Source organism: Microbulbifer sp. JSM ZJ756 (genome assembly GCF_044383805.1).
GTDB classification, from domain to species: domain Bacteria; phylum Pseudomonadota; class Gammaproteobacteria; order Pseudomonadales; family Cellvibrionaceae; genus Microbulbifer; species Microbulbifer zhoushanensis.
In genome coordinates this window covers 59319-80622 of the sequence record NZ_JBISER010000008.1, presented here as the reverse complement: position 1 = coordinate 80622, position 21304 = coordinate 59319, and the positions used below count along the sequence as shown (strand labels likewise).

Here is a 21304-nt window from a genome sequence, read left to right as displayed (position 1 = left end):
CATCGATGGTTGCGTGCAGTTGGGTGAGTTACGCACGATTGAATGGTCCGGCACCCGACTGGCAGAAGAGGCGCGGCACTTCGTGAAGCGGCGCATTGTAGACAAGTATTGGCCATTCTGCAGGGCTTCGCCGCCAGGGATCGCAGAAGAGTGCGGTCGAAGGCGTGGCTTCCTTGAAGGCGCGCCGCATTAACCCCGAAAGTTCACAGGTCCGTAGCAGTCGGGCGTTCAGTTGTGCTTCCGGTCATGGAACCAGCCGCTGATTGCCAGGCGCACTCTGGGCGCGAATGGTGCGACCGTGGTTACGGAGTGCACATGCTTGACGTCAAACAGGCACAGGCTGTTGAACTCTGGTGACCATGCCTCCCGCGTGGCGCCACTATCCTCAAAAAACTGTAGCAAGCCGCCCCAGTCAGGATGCCAGTGCTCAGTCAGGTTCAGGACGAATGCCACCCGTCGGCCCTCGCTGGTGACGTCATCCCGGTGCCGGGTGAGGAAATCACCGGGAGAAAAAGACGTCGCTTGTGCGGAGGTGGAGGCCAGTTCCTGGATGCCGGTTATTTCCCGCACCTGCTCCAGTAGGGGCTCGCTGTTTAGCCAGGAGACAAGCTTGTCCAGGGGTGCAGCAGTATTACTGTCGAGCCCCTGGCGTCCATACCAGAAGCCCACGCCACGGCTAGCCATGTCATACACTTCCCGCACCAGCTGTTGTCGCGCAGCTGGAGGAAGTGCGGAAAACTCCTCCCGGGAAATTTCACGGTATTCCCCGTTGGCGATGTGGGCCTGGCGAAACCTGGCATGATGGGTGAGTGACTGCGCAATGTCAGCTGCTGCAGAAGGGGCCAGTAAGTCTTTCACGCGACAGCGCAGGTCGTGGCGGTATTCTGCCGCCCAGTGCCCGGTGTCCAGGTTTGTATTGAGCTGATAGGCCATTTTTTCAGTTGTCCCCTCTTACCTGTTACTGGTTTCCGCCGCTGGAATTGACGGACTCGTCTTCCAGTGCCTGCACCAGGTCACTGGCAACCTCCCGGTATGGCTGCCACTTGCTGGTCCCGGACTTACTGATTGGCTTGCGGACCTGTAGCTCACTGAAAGTGAAAGCCTGGGATGAAGCTGGCCTGGCCTGAAGGTAATCGTTATCCCACGCATACCCTAGAAACCCGAAAAGACTTCGCGCGAAATTTTCGGGGTGTTCCAGGAAGCGATCAAAGTCCAGGTCGTATACCTGCTGCGGAAAGGTCTGCGACCAGAAGTCCATTAATTTTTGTGAGTGATGGTAAAAGTGGGCAAGGTCACGGACATTGCAGGCATAGCTGTGGCCCTCCGGGAATGGTTTGGCCAGGATAGACATGCAGACGTCGAAGGGGTTTCGCCGTAACTGCACGATGCGTGCGCGGGGAAACATCGACAGGATCATACCCACATACAGGAAGTTATGGGGCATCTTGTCGACCACGTCCCTGTCGCCCGCACCCGCCCGTTGCAGGTAATTCGAAGCCAGTTGGTCCCAGTCCGCCTCACCCAGCTCTGGAGCCAGCGCTTCCGGAGTTTGGCCCAGCCGTTGCTGCAGTTGTGCATACACGAAGGGCAGGGCCTCGCTTTCGCCAAGACACTGTAGTTCACCGCAGGCGTCAAGCAATCGGTGGATGACCGTTGTGCCGGAGCGCGGCATGCCAACAATGAAAATGGGGCTGCATTGACTGCTTGACACTTTCGGGACCCGTGTCCCGGAAAAGCTCCGCCGGGCGATTCCTAACAGAGCCTCGGTGGACTCCCGGCTATAGGTCATGCCGGTATCCCGCAATAACTTTTCCTTGGTGTTATTAGCGCATTGGATCTGGCCGTAGGCGGCTTCGAAATCGCCGCTTTTGGCCTGGAGCTCGGCCAGTGCGAACTGCGCCAGCTCGAGGTCGTGGGGCGTCATTCCGGTACCGGTGATGGCACCGGAAAGTCTATTGGTCAGGGCACTGTCAACACTGGCTCTGTCGCTAAGCTCGGCGATGATGCTCCAGGCAGTACCCGAGGCCGGGTCCAGCTCAATGGCAGCCTTTGCCCGTTCCAGTGCGGCGCCATAATCTGCGCTCAGTCTTGCAATCTTCGCTTCCAGTAGCCGGCTGTCCGCAGAGTCCTCACCCAGGGCGATTGCCTCATCGAGCAGTTCACGGCTGGCTGTCACATTGTGATTCATCAATTGCAGGTCTGCGAACTTTACAAAATCGCTGGCATCGGGCTCGATCAGTTTCATATAGCGGGTAAATGCCTCAACAGCCGTGCTGTACTCGCGGAAAGCAGCCGCGACAAGGGACAACTCCCGGGCAATGGTGGGGTTGTCCGGAATGCTGGCGAATAGCCGGCGGTAAATTGGCAGAGCCTTGCCAATGTTCCCGAGCCTGAAGTGGGACAGGCCAAGGTGATAAAAGCTCTGTGCATCCATCGGCTCCACCCGCAGCAGGGTTTGTATCACCTGCTGATAGGCGCCAAGGGCTACAAATTCCGCGGCGATGAACCTGAGCTGGGCCTGGCTGGCCTCCGCAGCGGTGGCGAGCGATGTTAGCAGGCGGTTCGCCTCGCTGGCATGGCCCTCGAGTCGTGCGATATGGGCTGCCAGTATCCGGCCCGGCAAGTGGCCCGGGACCAGCTTGTCCAATGCCTGGAGCTGTTGCCTGGCTGCGCCGAACTGCCGCTGCTCAATATAGAGTTCCGCCAACATCTGCCGTGCCTGAACCATGCGCTCCGCCGGGACCTGGCCGTGGTTGATGCCTGACTCGAGGATCTTACAGGCCCGGCTCGGTTCACCGTTGTGGACAGCCTGGCTGGCGATGGTAAACGGGTCGGGTTGATTCATGCCGTTAGGGCTTCTCTGCTACAATGGACGACGTTTTCAGCTACTGTTTCGCCGGACAGATCCGTTTCCGGGAAAGGTTTTTTCTGGTTTTTGATCCCGGTAATTATTTTCATACGGGGCCTAGCAATGTATCACATCTCAACATCCCTGGACATTGAGCCATACCGGTCTGCATTTGCCACCGAGGGTGTTGTACAGGTGCCGGATTTCCTACAGGGATCATCCGCTGAAGCCCTGTACAGACTGCTGGCCGACCAGCCCGAATGGAACCTGGCCTTCAACAAGGGTGGGGAGCATGTGGACCTCAGTTACCGCGACTACGCCGGTTGGACGTCACAGCAGAAGGAGACGCTTTCGGAGGTCGTCTGGGCCCAGGCTGAGGTGGGTTTCCAGTATTTCTACAAGACGATCCCCGTATACGATATCTATACACAAAACTTATTACCGGGTAACGCACTGAACAGTATTTATGAGCTGGTGAACAGCAGTGCCTTCCTGGGCTCCATGCGCCGGCTGGTGGGGGATGATTCGATCAGCTTTGCCGATGTCCAGGCCACCAGCTATGAGCGGGGCCACTTCCTCCGCGAACATGATGACAATGTACAGGGCAAGAATCGCGTGGCGGCCTACGTGATTAACCTGACCAGGAACTGGCAGTCGGACTGGGGTGGGATTTTCCATATCTTCAATGAGGATGACTCTGTTGCACACAGCCTGGTACCGGCTTTCAATGCCATCAACGTTTTCCGGGTGCCACGTAAGCATTCAGTCTCCTATGTGACACCATTTGCCGGGGGCAGCCGCTTCTCTATCACCGGGTGGCTAAGGCGCGGTAGCCCCAGTGCCCGATAAAACGAATGGAGCTACTCTGCCGGGCCGCGATGGAGCAACGGATGCCGCTGCATTCAGGCGGGAACAGCGTCGAAGGGCGCCGTAAGCCGTTCCCCCTTTTCCGTTGCTGGCAGTGGCACAGTGCCGTGCCAGGTGAAAGATGGGAAGAGCACCAGCATACCCGCTTCCGGAGTGATTCGCTCCTCAACCATGTCGGCATCACCAAGTTCGTAAGGAGACTGCCCGAAGACAATATCCCCTCCCTGGAGGGCGCTGCCTCTATTTTCGGAAGCGGACGGCACGCTGACGTAAAAGGCCGAACTGATCCAGCCCTGCGGATGCACATGGCTGACATGGTGGCCGCTGCCCCTGAGGAGCACTGACCATGAGCCCGAGAACCGGAATTGCGATGATCTGCGCCGCATTAGCGGGTGGTCGTCCTCTGCGGGCATTCCCGCAATATAGCTACTGACCACTTCGGTAAGGCTGTTTCGAAGAGCCTGGATCACCGGGTCGTGTTTGTGCAGCAGGCGACCAGGTGTCTGGATGCCAGCGCGCACTGACTGGTTCAGCGGTTGTGCCCGCAAATTGTGCATGCTTAGCAGGGTTTCTCGCAGTTGGGCAAGAAACTCGGTACGGCTGCTAAACCCCCTGGGTGTTGGGATTTCGAAGGGCTGGATGAAGGCATTATCCCGGGTCAGCCAACGGTAACGATCGTCGCCGAGCATCTTCCAGCAGGTGCCGCGCAGGGCCCATAGCAGTTGATCGTCGGGCGACTGCTGCAGGTAGCGGCCGATTTCTGATTCGGCCCGCTCAAACTGGCAGGCGCGTATGAGAGAAATAAAAAACTGTTTGGCGACGCTGATTTCCGGAAAGCCCGTATAAGCGCGTTCGAAAAACGGCAAGGCGTCACTGCTGTTACCCTGTGCCTCGGTGATGCGCCCGCGCAGGAAAACGATGCGTGGGTCATCAGAGCTTTTCCAGCCGGCCTCCAGCTGTTGCTCCGCTTCTTCCACTCGTCCAGCTGCCAGGAGGTCCTCAACCTGCGCCATGGCGACGCGGATATCCGACCGCAGTTGAGTGGGAATTTTTCGGTAGCTCTGGCCAAATTCCGAGTGCTTGCCCTGTTGCCAGAAAATTTCGTTCAGGGTGCGGTGTGCATCCAGGTACAGGGGGGTGTCGGTGAGAAGCTCGGACAGTGCTTCCTCTGCCCGGGAGTATTGGTTCTGGCTGAGCAGAGCCATTGCCCGGCTGTACCGAATCTCCGGGGAGCGTGGTTGTAGCTGCAGAGCCTTTTCCAGTAGCGGCAGGGCGCGTTCACCCTGTTCGAGTGCTGAATAGACCTGGGCCTTGCCGTATAGCGCGGTCAGGTGTTCCGGCTTCACTGACAGGGCGCTGTCAAAGTAACCCAGTGCCGCGTCGTGGTGTTCACGTTTGCGCTCGATATTACCCAGTAGTGTCAGGGTGGCCGGTCGCTTTGGCGCCAGTTCATCGGCTTTACGGGCGAGCCGCTGGGCATCCTCGAGGTTGCCCTGTTCGTACTCGAGAACAGCGAGATTGCGCCAGCCGTCCTCAAAGCGCGGGGCTGATTCGGTGGCATGCTGGTAATGCTGCCGGGCCATCGCTATATCCCCGGTACTTTTCAGGAAGTTGGCAAAGTTGTTGTGCACTTCAGGTTGGCGAAAATCAATCTCCAGGGCTCGCTCAAAGCTCGCAATGGCCCGTTGGTGATCTGCCATTGCCGCATGTGCCAGGGCTGTCAGGTGCAGGACGTTGGTATCACGCGGGTTCCGTATCGCCAGCTGGTCCAGGAGGGGCAGGGCGCGTGCGGCCTGGTTGCTGTTGATCAGCTGGTAGAGCTGGCCGAGGGTCTGGGGATTGGCTTTGATCGTCTTCATGGCGTACATCAATACCATATGGGGCGTAAAAGAGAAACGGCGGGCAAAGCCCGCCGTTTCCTTACCTCTAGAGCTTACAAGCCTGACTTAGTCAAACTTGTAGCTGGCGCTCAGGAAGTAGCGAGGTCCCATCATGTCGTAAGTCGACGGGAAGGTATTCGCCTGTTCCTGGGCATCGCCGAGAGCATTGGGCTCGGTGTCCAGGGCATTCTTGATGCCGAGGTTCAAGTCCAGGTTCTCGTTGAATGCATAGCCGACAGTGAGGTCGAGGTAGTACTGCTCGTCCAGGGACTCCACTACCAGCTGGTTGCGTGCATCGAACGGGTTGGTAACGACGTCGCCAACAGCGATGTTGTTGAAGGCAGAGCCTGCGTCCATCAGGTCGTCAATGTTGCCGTTGGTCACGGCAACAGTGCGCGGTCCCTCGATGGCCTGCAGGGTGTCGTCGTCAGTTGCGCCGATGTAGCGAACCAGGGCAGACAGGGTCAGCGGGCCGCTGGACCAGGTAATGCGGCTGTTCCAGTTGAAGTCCTGACGCGGTGAGCCGCAGATGGTGCCGAAGTAGCCGGCGCAGTTATCTACGCGGTCTTCCAGCTCTGCGATCGGGGTTACGTCAAAGTCCATCAGGTAGGTGCTGTTGAACGCTACGGTGAGGTAGGAACCACCGTCGATACCGAAGGCCAGGTCAGTGCCGTAGTTCACGTTGAAGTCAACACCGCGGGTTTCGATCTTACCGATGTTTTCGTTCAGTACGTTAACAACGTCGACGTTACCGTCGCCGCGGCGGCTGATCGCCTGACAGAACGGGGAGTTGATGTCCTTTACAACGTTGTAGCACAGGTCCAGAACGTTGCTTACACCACCGCCCAGTACGTCAATGGCGTCTTCGATCTCGATATCGTAGTAGTCGATAGCGACGTCGAGGCCGTCCATCGGCTGGATAACAGCACCGAAGGTAACGGTGTTAGAGGTTTCTTCCTGCAGGTCCGGGTTACCACCGAAAACACCCTCGATCTGGCTGTTGGCCTGGTTGAAGGAGCCGGCAGAAGCACCAGTGGCGCTACACAGGCTGGTGTCAGTTGCCGGAGTCACATTGCCTGCGGCACAGGGGTCGTCAGCCGGCGGGAAGCCGTTGGACTGGCCCAGGAACAGCTCGGATACGTTCGGCGCACGTACAGCCTGCTGGAAGCCGGCACGGAACTTGACCATCTCGATCGGAGCATAGTTCAGCGCGGTTGCGAAGGAATCCACAGCACCGATATTGGAGTAATCGGAGTAACGGAATGCACCCCACAGGTTCAGGCTCTCTACACCAGGCTGGCCGGCCAGCAGCGGTACGTTAATTTCAGAGAACACCTCGGAAGCGCTGTAGCCACCAACGGTTGCCTTACCGGCGTTAAAGCCCAGTACGTCACCGGAGGACAGGAAGGAGTCCGGACGATAAGTGGACTCATCATCACGGTGCTCCAGGCCGAACACAACAGCGACGGGCTCGTCGGCAGTCGGGATGGTGGCCAGGGTGCCTGACAGGCTCGCGGACATTACTTCCTGGGTGATGCTGGTGACGTTGGAAGCGCCGACGTTGATGAAGTCGATGGCTTCCTGGGAAATATTACCCGGCCCCCAGATGTTCAGGGGTACACACCCGCCGGAAGTATCCTGACACGCATTGCCGGCATCGTTCACCAGCAGCGCCTGACGGAAACGGGAGGCAGCCACGTCGTTGTTCAGCAGGTTGGTGTTTTCCAGGTTGCTGAGGCTGTAGTACGTGTCGAATGACCAGTCTTCGTTGATGTCGCCACGGAAGCCGGCCAGTATGCGGAAGGCATCGCGGGTATCCAGGGACTGGCGAGAACCATTCTCAACCATGCGGCGACCGATGAACAGGTCAACCGGATCGTTGGGGTCCAGGCCCGCATCGATGTTCATCTGCTGCAGGGTCTGCTGGTAAGCAGCGTCGAAGAACGGGGTGTTCGGGTTGACGGAAATGGTGGTGAACGCCGGGGTCGGGGCCAGTTCCTGCGGCACTTCGTTGTGTGAGAATGCCATCTCACCGTAGGCGGTGACATTGTCGCTCACATCATAGTGCGCAAATGAGGAGATCAGGAAACGTTCCTGCGGCAGCTGCAGGTAGTTGTCCGGCGCATAGTTAAAGCGATCAGCCGGGTCCTGGAAGCCACGGGAAGTGCCGTCGGCATTAAAGGTCGTGCCGGTATCGAATACCAGGGTTCCGGGGATGCCGGAAGAACCGCCTGGTACCAGGGTGTCGGCAAAGCCGTCACCGTCAGTGTCGCTCTCACCAAGCGCAACATTGGTAAAGTCGCGGTCGCCCTGGAAAACAGCTTCACGCTCAGACCAGGAAGCGTAAACGGTGGCATTACCACGACCGTCGGCAAAGTTGCCGCCCATGGTCAGGTCGATGTTGTTCTTGGCGCCATCGCCATCAGCGGTGACGTCGTGCAGGGAGGTGATCTGTACGCCTTCAAAGTCGTCAACCATCTGGAAGTTAACAACACCGGCCAGGGCGTCAGAACCGTATACGGCGGAAGCACCACCGGTCACCACGTCAACACTTTTGATCAGCGTGCCCGGGATGGTGTTCAGGTCGACCACACCGGTCTGGGTGGCGGGGATATAACGGCGACCGTTAACCAGCACTACAGTGCGGTAGGAACCGAGACCGCGCAGGTCGACACGGGCAGTACCGTCACCCGGGTTGTTGGAGCTGGGACCGAAGCTGGGCAGGGTCTGCGGCAGTTCAGCGAGCTTCTGCTCTACGTTCAGGTTACCGGAGATCTTGAATTCCTCGGCGCCGATGGAAGTCAGCGGCGTTACGGACTCGAGATCCGAGCGCTTGATCCGCGAACCGGTGACGACAACTTCTTCTACGACAGTTGCGTCTTCCTGCGCAAAGGCAGGCATCGCGGGAACCATGACTGCGGCTGCAGTGAAGCCAATGGCTCCCTTTACAGCGACGGACAGGAGGTTCTTTTTCATTGTAAATCCTCTCTTGATCGTTGGATTTATTGGTGTTTTGCCAGAAATGGCGATGCAGAAGCGGCTACCCCCAAGCGGCCGCTTCCCTCCCAACAAGAGTATGACGTGCAGGAATTACGTAGCCTCAAAGAGAATTGACTGTAAAGTGCTGTTAAATATGCATTAACGACAGGTTAAAAATAATTGACCGGTATTTTCTGGCAGGTGGGGGAGTTTGCAGTGTCAGGATTGAGTGAATCGAAATGACAGAAAGAAGTTTTTTACGCCATCCTGATTTTTACCGAATTACTATTCGGTTTGCGCCGGTATGGGTACAGCCACCCGTCAGCATGAGTGGTGACTGTTAAGGGGCGGGGTTGCCTTCTTTTTTGGCTGCCAGAAAGTGGGTATATATCATCCCTTTCCTGTCTTTCGCGCCGATAAATTATTTTGTGTCATTTAAGATTTTGTGCCGCGGATTCGCCGGTACCGGTTTTTCGTCGGGGCGCAATCTGTATCCTCCCTGTCGAAGCCTTAGCGGGTGAGGTGCAGGTGGGTTCCGAGCTTTTTTCCCTGTTGGAAAATTTGCTGTTCTTCAAACGAGGAAAAGCCGGCGTTGTAGGCGAGGTCTTTTATGATATCGAAATCCGTTTCAGCCAGGGCCGCCGACTCCATGTCCATGAGCCGTCGCAATGCTGAATTATATTCACTTTTCCTGGCTCCAAGCTCGTCGGTGATCTTTTGCGCGGGTGCGGTTTTCAGTTGTCTCAGGTGGTTTGAAATATCAGCAATCAGAATACTGCCGAGCTCGTCACCGCCATGGACCTCCCGAAACCCGTTGATGACCCGGTTCAGCTCTTGTGATCGGTCAGCCGCTTGTTTGGGGGCACTGTGCGAAAACTTTTTACAGAATTCCATGGCCGCGTCGAAAATCTGGTACTGCTGAAGCGCAGACTTGTAGATGCCAATTTCACGCCTGGAGTTTTCTAGTAGTGAGGAATCTGTCGTATGGCAGACGAAGTGAGCACTCATGCCAGGTTTCAATACTCGGTACACCTCGGGCAGGGAGTACTGCCAGTCGCTGTATTCGATACCGTACTGGGAGGTCACCAGGTCAAAGCTGGCGTCGGCGAATGCCAGTTGTTCGCAGGGCATATTGCTGTGAAAGGAAACGCACTCGCGCAGGGCCAGGATCGGCCTGGGCGCGCTGATCTGTGCGGGGATCACGGCCTTGTCGGCAGCGACCACTCGGGCATCGATGCCCCTATCCCGGAATGTCTCCACCGCGATGCATGCCAGTGCTCCATTGCCTGTGGCGAGATCCAGTACCTGGCTGCCCGGCTTCATGGTCGCAAACAGCGATTCCCACAGCTGGCGCAGCTCACCGATATAGTTGCTTTCCATGGCGCCACCAAATGTGGTGATAAAGCCCTGGCGCCAGAATTGATCCCATTGATCAGCCATTGATTACCTCTTAACCAAAAAAAAGGGCCAACAGAGTTGGCCCTTTCCTTTTCTCGAGTTACCTCAAGAATTTTGTCGCTTCTTAGAAGCTCATGGTGTACTCGGCGTAAACCATGCGACCGGTGCCATCATACAGGTTGTAGTGGTCACGCGCGTACTTGCCATCTTTATCCAGTACCGGATCTTCGTTGGTCAGGTTACGTGCGCCAACCTTGATGGAGCCGAGAGACTCGGTGTCCAGACGGTAGGACAGGTTCAGGGTAGTCCAGTCGTCCAGGTCCTCGCCGCTCTTGACCAGGGTGCCAGCGTCGGTCACGTCAGTGAACTCGTCGTGGGCCGCGATGTAGTCCATGGTCAGGTCAACAGCGTGCATACCCATGCTCCAGCCCAGCATGAACTGGCCGCGCAGGTTCGGGTACAGGTTGAAGGTGGATACGTCCTGTACCGGGCCCTGGTAGTAGGCGTCGCTCTCGTAAGAGATCTGGTGGCTCACCAGGCCGCCCAGGGTGATCATGCCGAATTCGGTGTCAAAGCCACCGTCGACCTTCACGTCCACACCGGTAACATCCAGGATGCCCGCGTTGGTGGTCTGGGAGAAGAACTCGGTCTGCGCGCCAGTACCAGTGGTGTAGATGCCGGTGGACGGATCCAGGGTTACACCGGAGGCCAGGGCGTAGAAGATGCTCTGGGCGGAAGGCTGGATGATCACGTCTTCCACTTCCACGTTCCAGAAGCCAACGTCCAGGTTCCAGCCGCTTACGAACTCCCAGTTGCCGCCGAAGGACAGGGAAGTGGAGGTTTCCGCATCCAGTTCTTCGTTGGTGGAGTAGTAGGTGTCCCACTGACGGGACAGGCCGCTACGCGGATCGGTAGCGTCTTCCGCAGAGAAGGCAGACGGGCCGTACAGCTCGTCCAGGGCCGGTGCGCGGAAGCCTTTACCGGCGCGGGCACGCAGGCTCAGGGTGTCGGTGACGTTGTAGGTGGCGGACAGTGACGGCGCCACATTGGAACCGAAGTCGCTGTAGTCATCGTAACGAACGGCAGCGTTCATCTCGATCTGGTCGGTAACCGGGATGATGGCCTCGGCGAATACCGCGGCTACGTCACGCTCACCGGCAGCGGAGTTGCCGGAGCTACCGCCCACCAGGCCGGCCTCGGAGGCGGCGTCGTACTGGTTGGCGTACTCGATTTTGTAGGCTTCGGCACCACTCAGGACGATGGTCTCGCCTGCGCCGAACCAGTCACCAGCGTCAAACTGCAGGTGGCCGTAGACCTTGGACAGGGCAGTGAAGTTGTCCTGGGAGGTGGTGGCCTTCATGGCGGCCGCACCTTCCGGGGAGAACGGGTCGATGCCGTTGTTCAGGACGTAGTCCAGGCCCGGGTAAGACAGGTAGTACTTACCATTTTCCTTGGACTCGTAGCGGCCTTTCTGTGCGTAGGTCTCGTAGCTCATGCCGTTGGGCAGGTCGCCACGGAAGCCGGCAGTGAAGTCGTACTGGGTGTCGGTCACGTAGTTGTCGCGCGGGCCGATGTTGGTCCAGCGGTAGTAACCGTTCACTTCGTAGTCTTCGGTGATTGAGCCGTCGGCCAGCAGGCTGTCGACGTCAAACGGTACGTCGGCGTAGTCAGCCGGCATGTCGTTCCACGGGGCAGCCGGCGGCGCGTAGCGGCCGAAGGAATCTACCTTGGAGAACAGGATATTGGAGAAGAACTCAACGTTCTCGGAAATATCGTAGTTGGCGCTCAGGAAGGTGTTGACGCGGCTCAGCTCGGCCTTGTTGGCGGAGATGTTGGCGTACGGGTAGGTACACAGGGTGCCGTCAGCTTCACCGAAGGCGGCCGCACCGGTCTCCATGAAAGTGGAGTCGCTGGAGCAGCTGGTCGCAGCCTGGATGTCGTAGTACTCGGTGTTCGGATCGTAGATCTCGATGGTCTTGCCGTAGTAGGAGTAGCCATCGGTATCCAGGTAGGCGTCCAGGCGGCCGTCGCCATTGTCGCGGATCCAGGCAGCGGTGTACTCGCGGTCGGCGTCGAAGATCGGGTCACGACGGTTGTACTCGGCAGCGAAAGTCACGTTACCGCGATCGCTGGTGATGCCGGAGATAAAGCCGAAGGATTCCTCGATGCCGTCATCATTGGAACGCTCACCGCGGCGGGTGGTGAATTCCAGGCCTTCGAAGTTTTCACGCATTACCATGTTGACAACGCCGGCAACGGCGTCGGAACCGTATACAGCGGAGGCGCCGTCGGCCAGGATATCGATGCGCTCAACGGCGGTCATCGGAATCATGTTCAGGTTAACGGAAGCAGCGCCCAGGTTCGGGGAACCCGGCATGCGGCGGCCGTTGATCATTACCAGGCTGCGCTGGGAACCCAGGCCGCGCAGGTCAACGGTAGCGTTGGACTGTGCGGAGCTACCGGAGCGCTCGTTGAAAGAACCCAGGGAGTTCAGCGGAGTTGCGCGCAGGGTATCGGAAATCATCAGGCTGCCAGTGGCCTCGATGTCAGTGCGATCCATGCTGACAACCTGGGCGGACTGGTCAAAATTTGTGCGCTTGATGCGTGAGCCAGTTACTACAACCTCTTCTACCAGGGCGGCGTCGCCACTCTGGGCAAAGGCGGGCATTACAGGAACCATAACTGCGGCTGCGGTCAGGCCAATGGCCCCTTTCACAGCGGCGGACAGGAGGTTCTTTTTCATTGTACATCCTCTCTTAAATCGTTGGATTTATGTGTACTTCTGCCTGTGAAGGCGATTTGTAGAAGTGGCTACCCCCAAGTGGCCACCTCTCTCCCAACGTTGATTAAGACGATCCATACGCCAGACCCCTCAAAAAAAATTCATTTTTTTCCCGAAAAAGCTTAATGACAGCTTGGGGACGTAGGGTCGCGAACAACAAATAGACACAATGATCAAATTATGATCGTAGATATCGTTAGGACAGGTAAGGGGGGTTGTGGCGAAGGAAGGCTGCCCCGCCCTTTTGGGCGGGGCAGGAGGGGCATGTCAGAAGGAGAATGCTACCCGGCCATAGAAGAAGCGGCCCACGGTGTCGTAGTTGAGCGGCAGCGTGTTCATGTCATCGTAGTTGGTGACATAGGGCGGCTGCTGGTTCCAGACATTGCGGATACCGCCGGACAGGGTCACGTTCTCCCAGCGGAAGTAACGGAAGTTGAAGTCGGTATACCAGGTTTCGTCCACCCGGGTGGCCAGGTCAACGTCCCGCGGGTCGATATCATCGACCGCACCTTCCATGCGTACGATCACATTGGTGGACCAACAGTCATACTCGTAACCGAAGCTGGTGTACAACTTCCATTCCGGGAAGGCTGCGATCCGGGTGGTGACCGGGTCAACCCCGTAGTAACCCGCCAGGTCTACCTCCGGCTCAAACTCACTGGCCTGGAACTTCCACTCGTCCAGCCAGGTGGCATTACCGGTAAAGGTAAAGACACCCGGGCCCAGGTCCTGGCTGTACTCAGCACCCAAATCGACGCCCGAGGTCTCGAAGGTCGAGATGTTCTGGGCATTCAACAGCTGGCCGGCAATGGTGCCGCTCTGGTCGCGACGGGGGCTGGTGGGTAGCGAGGACAGGCCCACGGCACCGGCGCCGGTGATCAGGTCACAGGAGGGCGAGCTGAAGTTCGGGCTGGTGTAGCAGTTGCTGACGATGGTATTGGTGTTGAACGTGCCGATAGCGTTGTCCACCGAGATATCGAAGTAGTCGACGGAGAAACTCAGATCCTCGACGAAGGTCGGCGTCCATACGATACCCAGGGTCCAGCTCTCAGATTCCTCCGCTTTCAGGTCCTCATTACCACCAAAGAGACCGGTTGCCTGGGAGTTGCCCAGCTCGAAAGTGGGGGGCAAACCATCGGCGGCGCAGTTCGCCCGCACGTTGGCGTTATTGCTGCCGCCCCAGTTCACACAGGGGTCGGTATAGGTTTCTGCCGACTGCGTCGGAGGGAGGAACAGGTCATCTAGGCCCGGCGCGCGGAAGCCCTCGGCATAGGTGCCGCGGAAGCGGAGCTGCTCTATGGGCGCATATTCGAGTACACCGGCCCAGGTGGTGTCGCTGCCGATGGTGTCATAATCGGAGTAGCGGAACGACAGTTCGGCCGCCAGCAGGTCTACCCAGTCACGGCCGTCCATAATGGGCAGGCGCACCTCACCGTAGAATTCATCCACGTCATATGCGCCGCCCCAGTCCACACCACTGACAAAGTAGATCTGTCCCAGTGACGCGGCGCCGTCGACGGTGACTTCGGTGCGCTCCCGGCGCCGCTCATAGCCCACGGCCCAGGCGGGGGCCTCGCTGGCCCAGGGGATCGACCAGTCATAGAAGTCGCCGACCAGGTTGGCCTGCAGGCTGTTGAGGGTGGCTTTTTCCACCGGCGAATTGACCACCAGTGCGTAGTCCTGCAGCGGTTGGGTAAAGGTGCCCGGCCGGAAGGGGTCCCAGGCGGTTACCCCGGCTTCGTCCACCGCCGCAGCGCAGTCCTCGTCGGCCGCACAGAGGGCCGGATCCAGAAGGGTGGTAAAGCGTCCCGGGTTAGAGCGGCCGCGATCGATCTGCGAGTCGACCCAGCGGGCGTAGTTGTAGGAAATATCCCAGGTCCACTCATTGCAGATTTCGCCGTCGAAACCAACCACGCCCCTCCACATGCTCAGGTCCTGGTTGAAAGAGCGTCCGCCGGTTTCCACCAGCCGGCGGAGGATGATGGCGTCCTCTCCGGTTGGGTTGCCGGGGTTGGTGGCCGGCGCCGTGGGCTGGAAGAAGGTGCCTTCCGGGGCCAGTAGCTGGTCAGATTGCCGGTTCGCATAGAGGAGCTCGCCGAAGGTGCCAAACGTTGTGAAGTTTTCCCAGTCCCACAGTTCCTTGTCACCGAAACCGTAGAAGGTAACCACTTCCTGCGGGGTAATCAGGTAACTGACTTCCGCGTAGTTGAACGCGTCCCCGGCCGGGTTAAAGGGCCGGATCTGTCCGGTATTGGCATCGAGGATGGGGCCGCCGGGGAAGCTCTCACTGAAGAACCGGGGGGGCACGGTATAGCTGCTGCCACCGCAAAGCACTGAGCCGCCGCTCTCAAACAGCGGGCAATCGGAGAACTTGCGGTCGCCCTGGAAAATATCATGGCGCCGCGTGTACTGGATGTTCAGCATTACGTTGCCATCGCCGTCTTCCGAGGCCGCGCCAAACGTCCAGGCGGCAAGGTATTCCTGGCCATCGTTTTCCTGGGAGGTGCCCGCATCAAAAAACGCTTCTGCGCCCTCGAAATTCTTTTTGGTGATGATGTTGACCACGCCGGCGATGGCGTCAGAACCGTAGATGGTGGACGCACCATCCCGCAGGATTTCCACGCGTTCGATCGCAGTGGTGGGGATGGTATTCAGGTCCACCACGCCGGTGGAGGGGCCGGATGAGCTGAGGCGCCGACCGTTCAGCAGGATTAGTGTCCGGGAAGAGCCCAGGCCGCGCAATGAAACAGTGGCGAGGCCGGGGTTGCCGTTGTTGACCGAGGAGCCCAGCTGGCCGCCGGTCATTGATGGAACTTCCTGCAGGAAATCCTCCAGCGTTGTCTGGCCGGATGCTTCCAGTGCCGCGGCGTCGAAAACGCTGATTGGGGTGGCGCTGGTGGCATCGGTGGCACGCTGGATGCGTGTACCGGTAACGACAACTTCCTCCACTTCCTGAGCAAACGACAAAGTGGCAAAAAAGCTTGTAGATACGGCGGTGGCTGCGATTGCGCCCTTGATTGCCCGGGATAGACGGGATCTGTCCATGGTATACCTCTCCTGATACCGGTTCTAAACGCCGAATTCGGCAGTGCCCTCCATGACAACTGCAAACTTCTATCAACAGAGGCTTGCTAAAACACTAGAACATTTTTTCTACATGGAAAGTTTGCTTCGAACATTCGTACGCCGAAGGCGCGGCAGATCGATAAATAAAATGCCACAGGCAGGATTTAAGGCCGCAGGTTCATCATTTGAGGATGACCCGGTTGGGTGCCATTACAGGCTGTAGGAGAGGGTGGTATACCAGTAACGACCGCTCAGGTCGTAGGTGCGACCGTCGTGATTATCGTTGAAGGCGGTGGCGGCAAAAGGCGGGGCGCGGTCGAAAAGGTTGTCAATTCCCAGCGCCACGCGGAAACCGCGCGGCACCGCATAGGCCACCTGCATGTCGTGGCTGGTCCAGCTGTCGATCTTTCGCGTTACAGCAGTGGTACCGCGGGTAAAGGTTTCCTCCAGCGCATCCACGTAATGGATGGTATAGCCGCCTTCCCAGCGCTTGCGTTTCCAGTAGATGCCGGTGTTGGCTTTCCATTCTGGAAGGGAGCCGGCGCCACCGCTGGCGGGATCCACGAAAGTCCCGGTGAGGTCCTCGGTTTCCGCCCCGGGGGCGGCCTGGTTCAGGTACCGTTGCAGGTGGCTGGCGTTGAATGACCAGCGCAACTGGCCGAGTTTCTCGGAGGACTTTTCATAACGCAGGGCCAGGTCGAGTCCGCGGACCTCGCGCGCCCCGATATTGAGGCGGGTGGCGATGATCTTGGTGATATCCCCCTGCGCGTCGCGCAGCACCCGGTTCGTGAACAGGCCCCGATTGGCGTTCTGGTCGATCAGGTACTGCGGGCTGGTATCGATAACATCATTCTGGCGGATGTCGAACAGGTCGAGTGTCGCAGCGAAGCCCTCCACGACTTCCGGTGTCCAGACGATACCGATGGTGCGGTTGTCGGAGGTCTCAGGCTGCAGCTCACTGTTGCCGCCGAACTCGGTCAGGAACTGGATGCGCGAACTGTCAGACACGCCGGTACAGCCGGGCAGGGTGTCTGCGTCCGCCCGGCTGCAGGGATCGAAAAGGAACTCCTGGCTCTGGTAACCGGTCTGGTTCATATCCACAAGATTGGGCGCGCGAAAACCGGTGGCATAGGTGCCGCGGATCATCAGGGATGGAATGGCCTTCCAGCGCAGCGCCATTTTAGGGTTGGCAGTGCTGCCAAAATCGTTGTAATCAGATACCCGCAGGGCAGCATCAAACCAGAGTTGCTCGTGCAGCAGCGGAACCGATATTTCGGTAAATGCCTCGGCCACCAAGCGGCTGCCCTCGGCGGCACCGGCGGCGATGCCGCCAATTTTTGACAGCCCGCCGGCATCGCTGGAGCGGAAATCAATGGCTTCGCTGCGAAGTTCTATACCCGCGGCGGCAGGGATGTCGCCCTGGTTGTAACTGGCGAGGATGCCGTCGGTGATGTAAGTCAGCGACATCATTTCGGTTTCACCGGTAACGCGGCTTTGCGCGCGGATGAAGTCCAGTTGGCTGCCGTCGATGCTGCCGCTGGGGCCCAGGAGGTTGACCGGAACACAATCCTGGTTGTCAGTGCAGCTCGCCCCCTTGAGTCCGGCGGACAGGCGCTGGGGGTCAATCAGGTTGCTGAGGGATTCCTCGGCCCTGGTGTAGTGAAGCCCTACGGCCAGTTCCCACTGCCAGCTGTCCCAGGAGCCCTTGAGGCCGGTGTTCGCCCGCCAGGTGTCGGTGCGGTTCTCCTGCTCGCGCGGGCCCAGCTCCAGTACCCGTTTGCGCACATCGGTAAGAGGCTCACCGAACGGGTTGTAAATATTGTCGGCGCTGATTTCCAGGTCGCCATTATCGAAGCGGGTGAAAACGGGCGTCGGGGCAAAAACCGTTTCGGCCTGGGTCTGTACGCCCATGATTTCGGCGAACAGGGTGCTGTTGTCCTGCAGGACCAGCTCCCCTGCGGTATAAGCGGACCAGCGCTCAGATGGCACTACTGCGGTGGTGAACTCACTGTAATCGTAGCGATCTTCCTGGGTCCACTGGCGATATTCACCATCACTGGTGGTGGTGACGATATTCCCACCAGCGAGGCCGATAAAACCGTTGGGCGAGGCTGCCGAGCGCAAGTCTGTGCCGCCCCGGTCACGGTTGTCCGCAGTGGCGGACAGTATACGATCACGGCTTTTCAGTTCGCCCTGCTGGTAATGGGCGAGGCTGAACATCAGGTGGCCGTTCTCGAATGCCTGGCCCCAGGTCAGGTGGTTCGATGTGGTCTCCTGGTCGCCCTGCTCGGCGGCGCCGTAATAGGTGTTGAGCGACAGGCCCTCGAAGTCGCGGCGCAGGATGATATTGACTACGCCGGCGATGGCGTCTGAGCCATAAACAGCGGAGGCGCCATCTTTCAGGATTTCAATCCGGTCCACGGCAGAGAGGGGGATGGTGTTCAGGTCGGCGGTCTCACCGCCAAAGCCGTTGCTCACAATCCGCCGGCCATTGATCAGCACCAGCGTGTTGCTGGCGGGCAGTCCGCGCAGGGTTACATTGGCGGTGCCATCGCCGCCGTTACTGACCGAGGTGCTGGTGGAGTTGCCGGAAACCGCCGGCAGGAATTTCAGCAGTTCTGAAATCGTCTGTGCGCCGGTGATCTCGAGCTCCGGCTGCGCAAGGATATCGATGGGGGCGTAGCTGCTCAGCCGCTTGTGCCGCAAGTGGGTGCCGGTGAGGCTGCGACCGGTTACCGTAATCTCCTCCGTGGGCGATGGTGGCTGGTCGCCGGAGGACTGCTCGACCGGCGCTGCCCGTGCCACCACGGCCACGGCCGCCGGGCCGATACGGCGGTAATCGAAGGGGGAGCCGCCCAGTAGCTGCTCCAGTGCCGCGACGAAATCCCCATCTTTCGCAGGGAGCTCCTGCTTCGGCACCGTATAGCCGTTTACTGCAGAAGCGTGCACCAGCACGGAAATCTTACATTGCTGGCCCAGGGTGATCAGGGCACTGGAGAGCTTGCCGGCGGGTAGCTGGATCCCGGAAGTCGGGCAGGCAGCACCAGCAGACGCCGGAAGCGCTGCAAGAGTCGCCAGTGACAGTGTGGCCCAGAGCCGTCTAATCAATCTGCTTGCCCGTTTCGCACCAACGGCGGCCGGCCTGGCCGGATATGCCGCTGTTTCTTATCTGGATTTATCGGTGAACGGCGGGACTCAGCGGGGAGGCTGTTTAATATTTGTCCGCCCGGGCAGTTTTATAACTTAGTTAGGCTTGGGAGACAAGAGAGTCAGGTCTGGATTGCTGCGATCCTCCTGGAGGTCCAGGGCCGCGGCTATGGCTTTCAGGGTGTTATCGGGGTCGGACAGCTCGAAAGTGCCGGATAGCTTGCGCTCACGCACGCTGGCGTCGGCCGCAGCGGGTATTGGCAGGTAACGATTCAGCTCCTCGAGAGCCTCTTCCAGGGGGGTTCGGTCAAACACCAGCACGCCGCGGGTCCAGTCCAGGGCCTCGTCGGCGGAAGTTGCGCTTACCTGGCCCAGGCCGCTGCCCGAAACACTGACTTTCTGGTTTTTTACCAGTTTGACGGACTCGGGACGCAGGCCGCTGGCGCTGCTGGACTCGCTCACCGAGACCACCCCGCCGGTGACGGAAACCCGGGTATTGTCCGGGTTGCGCTCAACATTGAATTCTGTGCCCAGTACGCGGATCTTCGCCTTGCCGGCTGCCACGGTAAACGGGCGTGCGGTCTGGCGCTCTACATCGAAGAACGCCTCGCCGCGCAACAGGGTGGTGCGGCGCTCTTCGCGGCTGTAGCTTACCTGGAGTTCAGAGTTGGTATTCAGTTGCACCCGGGTGCCGTCAGTCAGGGTTACGGTTCGGGTTTCGCCAACCACAGTGGTGTACACCTGCTGGTTCACGGCGTCCTCGGCCAGCCACTGGTTGCCGACCCAGAGGGTCACCACCAGGCAGGCCGCGACCAGGCCACCACCGCTGAGCCACTGCGCCCATCCCCAGCCACCGTTGTCCGCGCTGGCTTTGCGGCGACCTTCCGGGGCCGGGCGGGTCGATACCGTGGGCAGGCTTTCCGGAAACAGCTGGTCGATCGGCATATGGCCGAGAGCACCAAGGTCGCCCCAGAGACCGGACATTTCATCGAAGGCTCGGCGATTAGCCGCAGAGCCGCCGATCCAGCTGGCAAACTCGCGCCGGTCGGCCGCGGAAACGGCGTCCGAGCGCAGGCGCGCGATCCAGGCACATGCCTGGTCGAGCTGCTCTTCGCTGGGATTGATCTGTCCGCCCGCTGAGTTCACCACTGTTTAACCTGTTTAAGTCCAAATCCTGTTATGCCTGTTGGCGGTTTGCGTCGCTGAAGCCGGGCGCCTTGCCGGGCGCCCCAAAACGGCGCATTCTATCGATAATGTGCACTGTTGGCGCGTTTTTCCGCGCCTGGGCGCTGCTTCGCGCAATAACTGTTAGCAGTTGCGCTCAATATTAGCGTTTTCTGTGCTGCTGGGCCTGTTTTTTGTGTTCAGATGACCAGCTCTTGAGATGAGACGACCGACCAGGGGGATCCCTCAAGAGTTTTTGTAAAAAAATTAGCGCACTGCGCACAAACGTTGTGCGCCAGGTCTCGGCTAGCCCCTCCGGGGCAGCGTGGAGAGAACTTTTTCTCGTGAACGCCCTCCACTGTTGCCGGTCAAATCCCCGCAAATCTGCTGGCTGGCGCATGTTAACGGTGGATCGTGAAGGTTCCCTGACAGTTTCCCGGATGTACTGTTGCAGGGGCGGGGAAAAGTGTAGTCGCCCGGGTGCAGGCTGCTGTCAGGGTGGGGTGACTTTGCGACGGCAGGCCTTGAGTGCCTGGAGGATGTACTTTTCGACGCTGCTCACCGAGGTATTCATTTCCCTGGCAATCTCGTTATAAGAGAGTCCGCGCGTGCGGTGCAGCAGGAACGCCTGCCGGCATTTCAGTGGCAGGCTGTCCATTGCCTCGTAGATGGACTGCAGTTGCTGTCGGGCGGCAAGGACCCGTTCCGGGGACTGGTGATCGGCGTGGTCGTCAGGCAGTGCTTCCCCCTCGGCCGGAGTCTGCTGGCTGACATAGTCCATGTGCAGGCGGCCACGGCGCAGCTGGTCTACAGCCAGGTTGTTGGCGATCTGGTAGAGGTACGCCCGGGGGTTATCCAGCTCTTTCTCGTCGCTGAGCTTTTGCAGGCGCAGGTAGGCGTGCTGGGCAATGTCCTCGGCATCCTCAGTATTCCTGACGATCCTAGTCACAAAGCGCACCAGCGCCTGGCCGTGTTCGGCAAACAGCTTTTCGAGAAGCGTTTTCCGACTTTTATTCATCGATAAGTGGGATTCCTGACTGCGCTCGTTGTGATTTTGTTGTGTTGCGAGCTGGCGCACAGTTATATCACAGGCCTCTCCCCGGCGACGAGGGGGCCGGGGGAAATCCCTGCCCCTGCCCGGGACATCCGGTTGGCCACGGCGTGGCGACGCTA

At 59.0% G+C, this 21304-nt stretch carries 11 protein-coding genes; 1 reads left to right on the top strand and 10 read right to left on the bottom strand.

Annotated elements, in window-relative coordinates:
- Nucleotides 1-228 precede the first annotated feature (228 nt).
- Nucleotides 229-933, bottom strand: coding sequence for a 2OG-Fe(II) oxygenase family protein (locus tag ACH6CX_RS13535; protein WP_396675562.1), 705 nt, complete (start codon nt 931-933; stop codon nt 229-231).
- Nucleotides 934-958: 25 nt separating this feature from the next.
- The gene (locus ACH6CX_RS13530; RefSeq protein ID WP_396675561.1) at nt 959-2845 is read right to left on the bottom strand and encodes a tetratricopeptide repeat-containing sulfotransferase family protein; all 1887 of its coding nucleotides are present in this window, start codon (nt 2843-2845) and stop codon (nt 959-961) included.
- Between the two features lie 126 nt (nt 2846-2971).
- On the opposite strand from ACH6CX_RS13530, the gene ACH6CX_RS13525 reads away from it, so the two are divergent.
- Nucleotides 2972-3697, top strand: coding sequence for a 2OG-Fe(II) oxygenase family protein (locus tag ACH6CX_RS13525; protein ID WP_232941185.1), 726 nt, complete (start codon nt 2972-2974; stop codon nt 3695-3697).
- 53 nt (nt 3698-3750) lie between these two features.
- Here ACH6CX_RS13525 and ACH6CX_RS13520 read toward each other — a convergent pair whose 3' ends face one another.
- The 8 genes from ACH6CX_RS13520 to ACH6CX_RS13485 form a co-directional block, all read right to left on the bottom strand.
- Nucleotides 3751-5574 (bottom strand): tetratricopeptide repeat protein, encoded by a 1824-nt coding sequence (locus ACH6CX_RS13520; RefSeq protein WP_396675560.1) that lies wholly within the window; start codon nt 5572-5574, stop codon nt 3751-3753.
- A gap of 87 nt (nt 5575-5661) precedes the next feature.
- Nucleotides 5662-8571: a TonB-dependent receptor domain-containing protein gene (locus tag ACH6CX_RS13515; protein ID WP_396675559.1), complete on the bottom strand. Its 2910-nt coding sequence runs from the start codon at nt 8569-8571 to the stop codon at nt 5662-5664.
- A gap of 513 nt (nt 8572-9084) precedes the next feature.
- Complete coding sequence (locus ACH6CX_RS13510; RefSeq protein WP_396675558.1) at nt 9085-10014, bottom strand: class I SAM-dependent methyltransferase; 930 nt, start codon at nt 10012-10014, stop codon at nt 9085-9087.
- A gap of 82 nt (nt 10015-10096) precedes the next feature.
- Nucleotides 10097-12715, bottom strand: coding sequence for a TonB-dependent siderophore receptor (locus ACH6CX_RS13505; RefSeq protein ID WP_232941189.1), 2619 nt, complete (start codon nt 12713-12715; stop codon nt 10097-10099).
- 306 nt (nt 12716-13021) lie between these two features.
- Nucleotides 13022-15799: a TonB-dependent siderophore receptor gene (locus tag ACH6CX_RS13500; protein WP_232941190.1), complete on the bottom strand. Its 2778-nt coding sequence runs from the start codon at nt 15797-15799 to the stop codon at nt 13022-13024.
- A 231-nt stretch (nt 15800-16030) separates the two neighbouring features.
- Nucleotides 16031-18928, bottom strand: coding sequence for a TonB-dependent receptor (locus ACH6CX_RS13495; RefSeq protein WP_232941191.1), 2898 nt, complete (start codon nt 18926-18928; stop codon nt 16031-16033).
- Between the two features lie 135 nt (nt 18929-19063).
- Nucleotides 19064-20113: a FecR domain-containing protein gene (locus tag ACH6CX_RS13490; protein ID WP_232941192.1), complete on the bottom strand. Its 1050-nt coding sequence runs from the start codon at nt 20111-20113 to the stop codon at nt 19064-19066.
- 511 nt (nt 20114-20624) lie between these two features.
- Nucleotides 20625-21149 (bottom strand): RNA polymerase sigma factor, encoded by a 525-nt coding sequence (locus ACH6CX_RS13485; protein ID WP_232941193.1) that lies wholly within the window; start codon nt 21147-21149, stop codon nt 20625-20627.
- Nucleotides 21150-21304 lie beyond the last annotated feature (155 nt).

Coding starts and splice junctions, on each gene's coding strand:
- ACH6CX_RS13535 (WP_396675562.1), bottom strand. CDS start 933: ATGGCCTATCAGCTCAATACAAACCTGGACACCGGGCACTGGGCGGCA.
- ACH6CX_RS13530 (WP_396675561.1), bottom strand. CDS start 2,845: ATGAATCAACCCGACCCGTTTACCATCGCCAGCCAGGCTGTCCACAAC.
- ACH6CX_RS13525 (WP_232941185.1), top strand. CDS start 2,972: ATGTATCACATCTCAACATCCCTGGACATTGAGCCATACCGGTCTGCA.
- ACH6CX_RS13520 (WP_396675560.1), bottom strand. CDS start 5,574: ATGAAGACGATCAAAGCCAATCCCCAGACCCTCGGCCAGCTCTACCAG.
- ACH6CX_RS13515 (WP_396675559.1), bottom strand. CDS start 8,571: ATGAAAAAGAACCTCCTGTCCGTCGCTGTAAAGGGAGCCATTGGCTTC.
- ACH6CX_RS13510 (WP_396675558.1), bottom strand. CDS start 10,014: ATGGCTGATCAATGGGATCAATTCTGGCGCCAGGGCTTTATCACCACA.
- ACH6CX_RS13505 (WP_232941189.1), bottom strand. CDS start 12,715: ATGAAAAAGAACCTCCTGTCCGCCGCTGTGAAAGGGGCCATTGGCCTG.
- ACH6CX_RS13500 (WP_232941190.1), bottom strand. CDS start 15,799: ATGGACAGATCCCGTCTATCCCGGGCAATCAAGGGCGCAATCGCAGCC.
- ACH6CX_RS13485 (WP_232941193.1), bottom strand. CDS start 21,149: ATGAATAAAAGTCGGAAAACGCTTCTCGAAAAGCTGTTTGCCGAACAC.